This window comes from Phycisphaerales bacterium (genome assembly GCA_020852515.1).
Taxonomy (GTDB): Bacteria; Planctomycetota; Phycisphaerae; order Phycisphaerales; family UBA5793; genus UBA5793.
In genome coordinates, this window is record JADZAS010000011.1 from 125,143 (window position 1) to 137,662 (window position 12,520).

At 64.2% G+C, this 12,520-nt stretch carries 12 protein-coding genes; 2 read left to right on the forward strand and 10 right to left on the reverse strand.

Annotation, left to right across the window (positions count from 1 at the left end; all coding sequences use genetic code 11):
* Positions 1–10: 10 nt before the first annotated feature.
* Complete coding sequence (locus IT430_05305) at positions 11–844, reverse strand: menaquinone biosynthesis protein (GenBank protein MCC6907340.1); 834 nt, start codon at positions 842–844, stop codon at positions 11–13.
* A gap of 92 nt (positions 845–936) precedes the next feature.
* Between IT430_05305 and IT430_05310 the strand changes: the two genes are divergently transcribed.
* Together IT430_05310 and IT430_05315 are read left to right on the forward strand one after the other, a co-directional pair.
* A complete protein-coding gene (locus IT430_05310; GenBank protein ID MCC6907341.1) occupies positions 937–1,440 on the forward strand; it encodes a hypothetical protein in 504 nt (167 codons plus the stop codon).
* The gene (locus IT430_05315) at positions 1,437–2,060 is read left to right on the forward strand and encodes a NeuD/PglB/VioB family sugar acetyltransferase (protein MCC6907342.1); all 624 of its coding nucleotides are present in this window, start codon (positions 1,437–1,439) and stop codon (positions 2,058–2,060) included. Before IT430_05310 ends, IT430_05315 begins: the two co-directional genes overlap by 4 nt.
* A 6-nt stretch (positions 2,061–2,066) precedes the next feature.
* Here the strand turns inward: IT430_05315 and IT430_05320 are convergent, their stop codons facing one another.
* From IT430_05320 to IT430_05360, 9 genes are all read right to left on the reverse strand, one after another.
* Positions 2,067–2,690, reverse strand: coding sequence for a prepilin-type N-terminal cleavage/methylation domain-containing protein (locus IT430_05320; protein ID MCC6907343.1), 624 nt, complete (start codon positions 2,688–2,690; stop codon positions 2,067–2,069).
* Positions 2,687–5,140, reverse strand: a complete 2,454-nt coding sequence (locus tag IT430_05325; protein MCC6907344.1) for a hypothetical protein — start codon at positions 5,138–5,140, stop codon at positions 2,687–2,689. The genes IT430_05320 and IT430_05325 overlap by 4 nt, the downstream gene beginning before the upstream one ends.
* A 46-nt stretch (positions 5,141–5,186) precedes the next feature.
* The gene (locus tag IT430_05330; protein MCC6907345.1) at positions 5,187–5,777 is read right to left on the reverse strand and encodes a hypothetical protein; all 591 of its coding nucleotides are present in this window, start codon (positions 5,775–5,777) and stop codon (positions 5,187–5,189) included.
* 33 nt (positions 5,778–5,810) lie between these two features.
* Positions 5,811–7,037, reverse strand: a complete 1,227-nt coding sequence (locus IT430_05335; GenBank protein MCC6907346.1) for a type II secretion system F family protein — start codon at positions 7,035–7,037, stop codon at positions 5,811–5,813.
* 78 nt (positions 7,038–7,115) lie between these two features.
* The gene (locus tag IT430_05340) at positions 7,116–8,171 is read right to left on the reverse strand and encodes a type IV pilus twitching motility protein PilT (GenBank protein ID MCC6907347.1); all 1,056 of its coding nucleotides are present in this window, start codon (positions 8,169–8,171) and stop codon (positions 7,116–7,118) included.
* Positions 8,172–8,310: 139 nt separating this feature from the next.
* Positions 8,311–10,404, reverse strand: coding sequence for a Flp pilus assembly complex ATPase component TadA (gene tadA / locus IT430_05345; GenBank protein MCC6907348.1), 2,094 nt, complete (start codon positions 10,402–10,404; stop codon positions 8,311–8,313).
* 28 nt (positions 10,405–10,432) lie between these two features.
* Positions 10,433–11,122 (reverse strand): hypothetical protein, encoded by a 690-nt coding sequence (locus tag IT430_05350; GenBank protein MCC6907349.1) that lies wholly within the window; start codon positions 11,120–11,122, stop codon positions 10,433–10,435.
* Positions 11,119–11,685: a type 4a pilus biogenesis protein PilO gene (gene pilO, locus IT430_05355; protein ID MCC6907350.1), complete on the reverse strand. Its 567-nt coding sequence runs from the start codon at positions 11,683–11,685 to the stop codon at positions 11,119–11,121. Before pilO ends, IT430_05350 begins: the two co-directional genes overlap by 4 nt.
* Before the next feature lie 2 nt (positions 11,686–11,687).
* Entirely contained in the window at positions 11,688–12,500 is an 813-nt protein-coding gene (locus IT430_05360; GenBank protein ID MCC6907351.1) for a PilN domain-containing protein, read from the reverse strand.
* Positions 12,501–12,520: the final 20 nt, after the last annotated feature.

Below are 12,520 nucleotides of genomic sequence, written 5' to 3' on the forward strand. Positions count from 1 at the left end.
TGGGCGGCATTCACAGCCGCTCAAACTCGAGCGGGCGATTCTGGGAGATCAGACCCATCGCGTGGGCCAGTGCGAAAAACCGCTCAACGCCGCAGATCATCTGGTCCGTCCAGTCGAAGCGCAGCATTTCGCAGACGTAGGCGCGGGCGAGATCGACCGGCCAGCCATGCTGCGGCGCCTGCCTGGCGAGCATCTGCTCGAGGCGCTCCTTGTTGTGCCGGCGCTGGCGGTCGAGCACTGCGCCCACGGCCGAAGCGTCGGTCTCGCGGCGGGCCAGCCAGGTGGCGAAGACAAACGGCAGGCCCGTGAGTTCCTTCCATTCGGCGCCCAGGTCGAGTTGATAGGGATAGCGGATCGCGGGGGTCGAATCGGTAACAACCTTGTCGCCGATGAGCAGCATGGCCTGCGGCCACTGCACATCTTCGCCGGCGCCGGTGCGGTGCCGACGGGCATCGAATTCGACCAGTTCAGGCTGGATGCCGTGCCGCTCATGCAGCAGCACGCGCAGAAGCATTACTGAGGTGTGGCTGTCGGTATCGCAATGAACTTTTGTGATGCGCTCGAGCGGCGTCTGGCTGAACAGCCGCACCGTCATCGTCGAGCCATCGCAGCCGAGCAGCCCGGCAGGCACGATCTTCAGCGGCTCGGGCGCCAGTTGATAGTCCACGATCGAACACAGCGCCACCTCGACCTGCCCGGAGAGGAGCAGGCGGATGAGATCGCTGGGCACGGCGGGCTTCAGCTGAAGATCGGCAAGCCCCTCGAGGCCGTCGATGAGCGGCAGCGTGTTGAGGAAACTCACGACGCCGACGCGGTGTCGGGGCGCAACCTGATTCGCAGTCATGGACGAACTGTAGGTCGGCCGCCGGCGTGGCCTCTGAAACCGGCCCCGCCGCAGCCGGCGGCAGGCGCGTCTAAGATGTAGGGAATCGGGGCATGCGCATCACCGCAAACAATCTCGACCGGGAACCACTGGGCGTGGCCGTCGTCGATGTGGCATCGCGACCCGCGCGGGCCCGGCTGCGGCCTGCGGATCGCGAGATCGACCTGAACTGGCAGAATGCGGTCGACGAGCAGGGCCGGCTGCGCCGATGCGTGGTGTGCGGCTGCCGGGAGATCTTCAGGCGACGAGACTTCCCGCAGCGCTTCGGGCTCATGCTTGTCATTGCCGCAGCGATCGCCAGCGTCATCCTGCTGGCCCGGGGCCAAGCGCTGTGGTCGATGTGCGTCCTGCTCGCCGCGGTGGTGATCGACAGGATCGTCTACGTCTTCACGAAAGAGTGCCTCGTGTGCTACCGCTGCCGCAGCGAGTTCCGCGATGTGGCGATTGACGCGAGCCACGAGCAGTGGGATCTCGCGATCGGAGAGAAATACCGTCCGGTGCGTCAGCGGGCGGTTGAGGACGCGAACCAGACGCACCATCCGGAGGCGACGCCGTGAACCAGGTCGTCCTCGTCGGCGGAGGCGGACACGCGAAAGTCGTTTTCGATGCGGCGACTCGTGCGGGACTGCTGGTCGAGGGATTCCTTGACGACCGGGTCGATGCGCCGCTGCGCGAACTGGATGTGCCGCACCGCGGCCGCATCCGCTCCTGGCGCGAGTGCGGATCTGACGTGCGCTTCATGCCCGCCATCGGCGACAACGCGACGCGCTGCGCTCTGCTGCTGGGCATGCTTGACGGGCGTGATCCCGAGTGCCTGGCCACGGTCATCCATCCTGCCGCCATCATCAGCAGGCACGACGTGAGCATCGGCCCGGGTACGTTCATTGGCCCGGGCGCCATCGTCAATCCGGGCGCCACAATCGGAACGGGAGTGATCATCAACTCCGGCGCCATCGTGGAGCACGATTCGGTCGTCGGCGACTGGAGCCACATCGCGCCCGGCGCGGCGCTGTGCGGAGCCGTCCGCACCGGCACGCACGTACTCGTGGGCCTGGGAAGCCGCGTCCTGCCCGGCCGCAACATCGGCGACGGGGCGGTCGTCGGCGCCGGCGCGGTCGTCACGCGCGACGTGCCTGATCGGACGACGGTCTGCGGCAATCCGGCGCGCGAAGGGTGAAGCGAATCAGAGGTTGTTGCGCGGCATGGTCGAGGCGACCATCCGCAGCGGCGGCACGTCGGAGCCTTCGAGCGCCAGATCGACCTCCGCATCTTCAGCGATGAGCAGATCGACCGTCGCGCGATACAGCAGCGGCCCGCGAACATACTGCAGCGTGAACGGCGGCACGCGCTCGCCTTCGCTGTCGTACACGGGCGACACGCCGGTGAGCAGCAGTTCCTCGCTCGCCTCTCCCGTCGGATCGATGATGACGTAAAGCGCCTCCTCGATCGGGCGGTACTCGACGCGCACGAACGTGCCGTCCGCTGCGACGAACTCGACGTAGTCGGACTGAATGATCGGGTCAGTGATGACGTTGGCCGGGTAGGGCCCGAACTGCGTGCCGGTGCGCAGCAGCGCCAGCAGGCGGTGCATCGTCAAGCGGGCGATCGTGTGGCGCGAGGCGGATTCCGTCGTGGCCTGATAGGCGCGGAACGACGCCGACAGGGCCGCCAGCAGTGAAGTGAGCAGCAGCGAAGTGATCGTAATGGCCAGAAGCACTTCGACAATGCTGAACGCCCGGCGGCGCGGGCGGGGCTTCGGGCCGCCAGCCCGATGCAGGCGAGGCAGAGAGATCGGCGAAGCAATCATGGCGTCGCTCCTTCCACATAGGTGCCCGGCACCGCCACCGCCTTGATCGGCGCCTTGATGCCGTCGGGCATGGGGATGTCCGCGTCGTAGCGGAGCGTGATGTTGCCGAACCCGTTCAGCGGCTCGCCGCCTTCGCCATCGCCGTCCTCCGGACTGAAGTAACCGAGCGTGGTATTGAACGCCGAAGCCGGCCCGCCGTAGTACAGCGGCCCCTCGCCCGTCCTCGGCTTGAACGTCATCAGCAGCGCGCCCACGATGTTCGCGCGGCCGCGCACGTCCAGGATGCCGGCCACGATGGTGCCCTGCATCTCGACCACTTCGGCCGCGTTCTCAAAACTGCCGACGTCCACCGAGAAATTCGGCACGAGCAGCGAGCTGCGGCGCAGCTGCTCGTAGCTCTCGTTGAACTTCTGCGTCGCCAGCTCCTTCTCCTCTGTCGTGAGATTACTCTCCTGGATGTCTTCGACGTTGAGCGAGAAGTGCGTGGCGCCCGTGAACTGGAGCTTGTTGCGCACGTGCGTCAGGTCGCCCGCGGGATCGGAAACCACCGATCCGATGAACGCGCAGCTGTGGAAGCGGATGTTGTTCGAGAACGGCTTGGTGTCATACACCGGGTTGCCGCTGATCTCGAGCACCGGCTCCCAGCTCTCGTAGTCGTACTTGTCCACGTAGTTGCCGTCTACGAGTTCCTTAATGCCCAGGAAGTTCCAGTTGTGGTGGGTGTTGTCGCTGTGGGTCTGGACGTAGACCGCGCCGATGAACGTGCAGTTGATGAACAGGCCGTTGTTTCCCTGCGGGATCGCGACGTTCACGAACGTCATGTTCTTGTAGATCGGGCGCTGGTACCAGTCGTAAAACCCCGGTGAGCCAAGCGGCATCTGTTCCCAGATTCCCAAGTCGGGCCGCAGGTAGTCCGGCTCGGTGGGGTGGTCGGACCACACGTGGGTCGTTGGATCTCCGCCCAGTTGGGCTTCGAGTTGATCGACGAACGCACCGCTGCCGACCGTCACGTCCTTGAGAGTGTTCTGCGCGTTGGTGAAGTCGGTGATGCTCAAGTCGTACAGGCGCGTATCGGGCACCTCGAACTGCGTGGAGGAGTACTCGATCTCCGCCTCGACCGGACCATTGACAAAGCTCTGCCACGGCTGCCCACCCTGGGCGGCTTCCCATGATTCCTTGCTGGCCTTGAAGAGCAGGTTGCCATGCACCTTCGCATAGCCATCGAGCGTATCGATCACGCCGTCCATGTAGCCGAGCAGGGTGTCGGCCTCATCGATGGCGCCGTCGCCGTTTCGATCGGGATTCAACCCGTCGATCATGGTGGCGAGATCGTCGTCGATGCCGGCAAACTCCTCATCCATCGTGCCGCGGCCCGCCGCGTACGCCAGGTCGGCGTCCCAGACGACCAGGGCGTCTTCGTTCGCATCGTAGAAATCGAGCCAGAGGTCGTAGTCATCGACGTACCCATCGTCGTTGGCATCGACCATGTACGGCTCGGTCAGGCCGTCGCGCTCCGTCGGATGGCCGGGTCGCAGGCGGTTGTCGCCGTTGACGTCGTGCAGGCCGATCTGCACGACGAACGTCTCGATGCGCGCGTCGAGTTCCACATCGAGATGGCGGAAGTCGGACTTCATGACGATCGGATGGCCGAGCGGCTCCTGGAGATCCTGGACGTCTTCGCCAAAGCGCGTGCCGATCGGCCCGTCGATGTGGACGTTCTTGCCGATCATGATGCGGTTTGGCGAGATGATCGCCGCGTCGAGGCGCTTGACGATCTGAAAATCTACCTGCAGCGTTCGCGTGAGCGATCCATCGCAGCCGACGCTGATGACGCGCACGAAGCGGCCGTCGGCAAGCGGCTCGTAACTGAGGCGGAAATACGCCGCGCCCTCTTCAGACGTAACGGAAATGGGCTGGACGACGAGTTTGCCGAATTCGTCGAGGTCGGGCAGCAGTTCGTCGCCGGGGTCGATGATGAGATTGTGCTCGTCGGCGACGTGCGCATTGAGGACCGCCGTGGCCAGGCTCGTCGCGGGGCTGCCTTCGACGAAGCCTTCGGGGTCGAGGATGGTGACCTCGCCGTCGCTGACTTCCCACGTGCCGTTCCAGAGCTTTTCGCCAAACTCGTCCGTGACGAGGCCCTTCTCGACGACGAAGCGCTGTGCGGCCTCGGTGAGGCGGCGGGCCGCAAAACTCAAGCCCGTTTCCGCGGCGCTCATGGCCTTGTTGACCTGCAGGTGCGAATGCGCCGTGCGCACGTTGCCCTGAGCGACGACGGCCATGACGGCCGCGAGCGAGCCGAAGATCACCAGAAACATCATCGACAGGACCGAGGCGACGCCGCGCCGGCTGCGCCCATCGGGGCGGCAGCGAGCGACGGGCCGCCGGGCCGCGCCTGCAACCATCGCGCCCCTTGCCCCGTGTCGATTGCCGTCACTCCGCCTGCTCATAGCCGCTCCGTTTCACCACCGCACCCATTCGACAGTTCGCGCCGGCTCAATACTCGTTGATCCACGCGATCTTGGTCACTTCCGTCGGCTCCTCATCGCGCGGCCCCTGGTACAGGACGCTGACTTCGATACGAAGCACCGACGATTCCTCGGGCAAGTTCGGGTCTTCACTCCCGCTGATGTTGTTCTCGGGCACCCTGAACACGCGCACGACCTGCGACCAGCCCGCCATGTCGGGGACGATCATGCGCATCGCGTTGACTGGCCCGGTCTCCTCCTCGGCGCTGAAGATGGTGCCGAGGCCTTCCGTGCCGTCAAAGTCGTCCAAGTCGTCGAAGTCGTCGAGGGTGGGCTCGTTCGGTTCGGGGCCCCAGTAGGCGAGTCCGGTTACCGGATCGTGCGGCGGCATGCGGACGGTCATCTCGCGGATCTCATTCGCGAGGAACGTCGCCGTCGACGTGTGCGTGGACCAGTCGTTCTGCTTGTGAAACGCCATCTGGGCGTAGAGGATGGACAGGACGCCGGTGCTGACGATGACAATCGCCAGCGCCGTTTCCATGAGCGTGAAACCGTCGCGCCGAATCGGACGTCGAGATGATGGCGAAGCGGACTGGAGCATGGCCTGGCGATCGCGCATGGAGCGTGCCTTCCTCAAAACTCCACCCTTCGCTTATTTAACGAGCGAGGACATCTTGAAGATTGGCAGGATGATCGCCATTGCGATGAATCCGACGATTGAACCCATCACAATGATCATGATCGGCTCAATCATGCTCGTTACCGTCTTTATCGCGTCGCGCAGCACCTTGCTGTAATAGGACGCGATTTCCTGCAAAACGTCGGCGAGTTTACCAGACTCTTCGCCGGCCGCGATCATCTGCACGACGCTGCGCGGCAGAAGAGTCGACTTCTGAAGTGGCTGGACCAGCTTCTTGCCCTGCTTAACGGACGCGTAGACCGAACGCCACAGGTGCCGATAAACCGAGTTGCCCGAGATGTCGCCGGTGATGGCCAGCGAATCGAGCATGGGCACGCCGGCGCTGAGCAGTTCGCCCATCGTGTGCAGGCTGCGGTTGATGTACAGCGCGCGAAACATGCGCTTGAACAGCGGCACGCGCAGCTTGAGCCGGTCCATGGTTGTCCGCCCCACGCGGGTCCGCGTAAAGACAAAGAAGCCGACGCCGAGCAGGATCGCCAGGATGAGCAGCACGTACCAGAACTGCACCATAAACGCCGACACCGCCATCAGAAACACCGTCGGCTTGGGCAGGTAGTCCTCCTTGCCCTTGAACACCATAGCAAAGCGCGGCAGCACGAAGGTGAGCAGGAAGATCGTCACGCCCACCGCCATGGTGCCGATGATGCCCGGGTAGATCATGGCGCCGATGACCATCTTGCGCGTCTCGAGTTGCTGGCTCATGTAAGCCGCGATGCGGTCCAGCATCTTGGCGAACGAGCCGGACATCTCCGAAGCGCGCACCATGTTCACATAGAGCGGGCTGAACAGCTTGGGATAGCGGGAGATGGCCTCGGAGAACTGCCGGCCGCCCTCCACGTCCTGCCGCACGTTCTTGAGGATTTCGCGCCACTTGGGGTTCTGCACCTGGTCGGCAATGCCTTCGAGCGCCGCCCGAATGGAAATACCGGCGCGGATCATCACCGCCATCTGCGTGGTGAAGTCCAGCACGTCCCGCTGGCTGGGCCCCGAGCTGTAATTGAGGCTCTTGAGCGTCGAACGGAAACTCTTGACGTTGTTCGACTCGACGGGCGAGAGATTGATAACGCGCTGACCCTGATTGCGCAGGATCGCGGCGGCCATCATGGCGCTGTCAGCGGCGAGCGTGCCCGAGCGCATCTCGCCGTTGCCTCCCTTAGCCTGATACCGATACAGCGCCATGCCTCACTCCTCACCCACCACGTTCGCCGGCCGCGGCAAACGCATCGATCTCCGGCGGCCTCGGTGGCTCGCCAAGTGTTACGCCGCCAGGGCACGGTCCAGCTTGTCCGGATACGCCGCCTGCGCGATCGCGTCTTCGCGGCTGATCATGCCGTTGAAGTACAACTCGCTGATCGACGTATCGAGGCTCACCATGCCCAGGTTGCGGTTCGTTTCGATGACGTTGGGAATCTCGAACGACCTGTTCTCGCGGATGATGTTGCGCACCGCAGGCGTGCAGAGCATGATCTCCACGCCGGGCACCATGCCGGCCTGGTCGATGCGGCTGAACAGGGTCTGCGACACCACTGCCTGCAGCGTATTGGCGAGCATCGAGCGGATCTGGTTCTGCTGGTCCGCCGGATACATGTCCACGATACGTTCGACCGTCTGCGATGCATTCACGGTGTGCAGCGTGCTGAGCACGAGGTGGCCTGTTTCCGCAGCCGTGATGGCCAGCGCCGTGGTTTCCAGGTCGCGCATTTCGCCGACGAGGATGATGTCCGGGTCCTGACGCAGAATGTGCTTAAGGCCCGAGGCGAAGCTGGGCATGTCGGCGCCGAGTTCGCGCTGCTCAATCACGCTCTTGTTCGATTCAAACGCGTACTCGATGGGATCTTCGAGCGTGATGATGTGCTTGCGGTATCGTTCATTCATTGCCTGAATCATCGCGGCGAGCGTGGTGGACTTACCTGAACCCGTATCGCCCGTGACGAGCACCAGGCCGCGCGGCAGGTAGGTCAGGCGGCCGATCACGTCGGGCAGGTTGAGCGATTCGAGCGGCGGCACCTTGGACTTGATCGCGCGAAACGCCATGGCCACGCTCTTGCGCTGCATGTGCGCATTCACGCGGTAGCGGCCCAGGCCCGGGATCTCGTATGAAAAGTCCGAGTCGGACTGCCGCTTGAACGTCTCAATCGCATTGGGCGGCGCGACGGCCTCTAGGATCCGCTGCGCCGACTCGGGCGTCACGACCGGATAATCCATCGGCGTCACAATGGTGTGGCAGCGCATGAGCGGCGGATGCCCCGCGACAATGTGAATATCGGAGGCATTGTGCTCGGCTGCGGTCTTCAGGATCGTGTTGAAATCCATCGAGTAACACCCCTCATCGAATCGGACGGGCTCGGGAGTGCCGCGTCGGCGCGGCGGTGCCCGCATCATCGGCCGATTGGAGCCACCGGATAACCAATAACACACGGGGCCAGAGAGTTTCACCCGACCCCACGGCCGGTCAGATCGTCGCTTCCGTTACACGCAGCACCTCTTCAATGGTCGTTTGCCTCCGAACCACCTTGGCCAGCCCGTCCTGGCGGAGCGTCACCATGCCGCGCTCGACGCACATCCTCCGGAACTCGGTCACCGACGGGCTCCGGGCGATCGCGTCCCGCGTCACGTCATCGAGCACGAGAAGCTCGTAGATGCCCAGCCGGCCGGCGTAGCCGGTCTGCCGGCAGCGGTCGCACCCGGCGCCCTTGCTCACCTGCGCGGCGTCAAGGCCCTGGGTCATGAGGAACTCCTGCACCTCCTCGTTCAGCGTATCGGCCGTCTTGCAGTGATCGCAGATGCGCCGCACGAGCCGCTGGGCGAGCACGGCGTTGAGCGCCGCGCCGATCAGGAACGGCTCGACGCCGATGTTGATCATGCGGGTCACCGAACTGGGCGCATCGTTCGTGTGCAGCGTGCTGAGCACGAGGTGGCCCGTCAGTGCCGCCTGGATCGCGATGCGAGCGGTCTCGGCGTCGCGGATTTCGCCGACCATGACGACGTCGGGATCCTGGCGCAGCAGGCTTCGCAGCGCCGCGGCGAACGACATGCCGATCTTGTCGTGAATCTGCACCTGCGTGATGCCGTCGAGGTGGTATTCCACTGGGTCTTCGGTCGTGGACACGTTCAGCTTCTTCGTGTCCATCTCGCGCAGCGACGAATAGAGCGTGGTCGTCTTACCCGAGCCGGTCGGACCGGTGACAAGAATGATGCCGTGCGGCTGCTTGATCTGCCGGCGCCAGATGTGCAGCGATGTCTCGTCGAAACCGAGTTGCTCGAGGCCCACCGCGATCGACCGGGCGTCGAGAATACGCAGCACGCACTTCTCGCCGGTGACCGTCGGCAGCGTCGAAACGCGCAGATCCAGTTTGCGGCCGGCCACCACGGCCCGGATGCGCCCGTCCTGCGGCAGGCGGCGCTCCGAGATGTCCAGATTCGCCATGATCTTGAGGCGCGAGATGATCGCCGCGTGCATCTTGTGCGGCGGATTCATCATGTCGAACAGGATGCCGTCGATGCGGAAACGCACCTTCAGCTTCTTCTCGGCCGGCTCGATGTGAATATCCGAGGCGCCTTCCTTGAGCGCCGTCTGGATGATGAAGTTCACGTAGCGGATGACCGGCGACTCGCCCGCCTGTTTGGCGAAGTCCACGTCTTCCTGGTCGTTTTCGACGACTTCGACGTCTCCCTCGTCAATGTCCGCGAGGATGTCGTTGACGGCGATGTCCTGCTCTTCGCCCGCCGATTGGACCTCGATAATGAGGTTGATGTCCGACGAGGTGACGATCACCTGGCGCACGGCGCTCACACCCAGCAGACGGCGGACTTCGTCGATCACGAACACGTCGTCGGGATACACCGTGCCGACAATGAGCCGCGGGCCGTCCTTGCGCAGCGGGAGCACGCCGTGGCGCCGGCAGAAGTCGGCGCCGAGACGCTCGAAGTAACTGCTGTGGAATCCATCATCCGGATTGATTCGGGCGAACTCGAGCCCGTGGATCTGCGCGACGACCTGCTGGATCTGCTCCTCGGGCACCCCCATCTCAAGGAGCACCTCTGAGGCGGTGCGCCCGGGGCTCTGTCGCAACACGGTGCGCATCGTGGTCAATTGCTCGCCGGTAATGATCCCTCGCGCCTGCAGTTCAGCGCCAAGGTCGCGGCCTCGGACGGCGGCCCGCTGTCCGTCTGTCGGGCCCCACAGCAAGCCCAGCGCATCGTCAGGCCGCAGCGACAGGCGATCCGCCTTTTCGGCCACCCGCGCCGGGTCCACTTCGGCGTTGAGGCCCCGACCGGACGCATCAGGCGGACGCGGCGTCTCGCGCGGGTCGTTGCGAACAAACGCTCGAGTTGCGGGAGGTGGGGTGGAAGACATCGTGTGGGATAGTGCTGCGGGTTCAGTCTCGCCTCGCCGTGACTCCTCAGCCTGCACCTCGGGCGAAGCATCCGATTCGCCCGGACCACCCGGCTGATCTGCAGCGGCGGTCGACGCGGAATCTTCCAGGGCGGCAGATCTCTTGACGCCCAGTTCGCTCAGCAGACTATCGAGATCGAATCTTCCCATGGCGGCGCTCAGTCGCGGCTGGCGACTGTCATTCCTTCAGGCTCTTGCGAAATTCCATGCCTTCGGCCGCCAGCACGACTTCAAACGCGGTGATGTCCGTGACGGTGTACGTTTCGTTCACGACGTCGCCCACCTGCACGACCAGGTTATTGAGCACGGCGACGCGCTTGCCCGGCTGACCCATGATGCTGCTCAGGCGCATGGCCTGGGCGTCGCGCTCGAGCGTGCGGCGAAGTTCCGCCAGCCGAGCCTGTTCGCGCTGGGAGGCGATGTCAATGCCCGGATCGCCGCCGGCCTGTGCCGGGCCGCGCGCCAGGCGGAGCACAAACGGGTTCTTCTTGACGTACTCGAGCGAAACCTGCGATTCGGTGCGATCCTCTGTCAGTGAGTCGAGCACCAGCTCGGACTGACCGTGGGCGGCCTCATCGGATTGAGCCGAGGCGGCGGACGTGCGGCCGAGAAAGTCATTGACCGTCTTCTCGATGGCCTTGTCGACGCCGAGGCTCGACGACTTGGTCCCCAGCCAGCGCATGCCCGTCAGGATGCCGGCGCCCACGAGCAGCGTGCCCACGAGCACGATGGTGGCGTCGCTGACGCGCTTCTTACCGGCCGCGGTGCCGACGAGATCGATCTGCTCGACCGACCCGCCGTTGAGGCCCTCGCCGCCGGGCGAATCCGGAATGTGGCCCGACTGCGGGTTGAAGTGCTCCATGCTCATGGCTTGACCTCCACGAGTTTCGTGGACGACGACGCTCGAGGCTGGAAGTAGATGCTCAGGGTAAACGTCGCCGTCATCGCGCCGGGATCCTGGTCGACCCGCTTGATGTTCAGATCACGGATTTGGGTCAGGCGAGGCAACTGCTCGAGATCGAGCAGAAACTCGTAAAAGCCGTCGAAGTTGCCCGAGAGTTCCCAGGCGATGGGCAGCTCCATGTACTGCGACGCAGGCACCTTCTTCTGCGGCGTAACCGTCTTGATGTGCAGCGCGTGCGTCATGGCGATATCCGACGCCTGGCGGAGCACTTCATCGACGCTCTGCTCGGCGGGGAGTTTGGCCTCGATGACCTCGATGGCTTCCTGGCCGGCGGCGATCGCCTCGCCGAGGTCCTTGATCTTCGTCGAGGCCTCGTTGAGTTTGTTGAGCGTCTGGCGTTTGCCGGCGATTTCCGCGCGCGCCGTGGCGATGTCTTCGTTGCGCGGCTTGAAGACGAACCAGAACGCCGCGACGGGAACCGCCAGCAGCACCAGGATGAACAGTAGTTCGCGCACTCCGAATCGCATGATCACTTCCCTCCGTTCGGGTTCGACTCATCCTCGCCGAGATCGACCTCGATGAGGCTTGGATCGAACTGCTCGAACTCGAGCGTGTTTTCCGTCGGGTCGCGCATGGTCCGGCGCAGTTTCAGAGGCTCGAACTGCTTGGCGTCCGCCTTCGGGTCAAGGATGGCGCGAATGCGGAACACCCGCACCGATTGCTCCTCCACCTTCGATTCCTTCGAGTAGCGCAATTCCACGTCCCGCAACAGCGAGCACTGACCGAGTTTGGTCAGGTACTCGGCCACGTGCTGGTTCGAAGGCGCGATGCCCTCCATCTCGATCACCACCATGTAGGACGGCACTTCGATTTTGCGCTCGTCGGCCTCTTCGGCCTTGGTCGGCTTGCGGGCGTTCTTGTCGCCGGTGATCGACTTCACCTTCGTCGCCGAGGGCGCCGGCCGCTTGACCTTCTCTTTCTCGGACTTGAGATCGAACTCCTGCAGGCTCACCGCATCGGGCATGCGATTGATGAGTTCGGCCAGCAGGATGGAGCGCGGCACGCGCTCGACGAGGGCCGCGGCGACCTCGGCCCGCTCGACGAGTTGCTGCTTCTGGCGCTCGAGTTCCTCGAGTTCGCCGATGCGCTTGGCGGCCTCGGTGTAGTGGATGTTGATCTCCTGCTGCTCGACTTTCACGCGCGACCACTGGCGATTGGTGACGAGAAACGCCCCGACCACCGCCGTCATCACCACGATGAAAAGCGTGAGGCTGAGAATGCTCGTGCGCCGCTCCGCCCGCTGGGCGAGGTAGTCTTCCGGAAGGAAACTGGCATGCGGCATGGGTTCACTCCGTTCCTGTC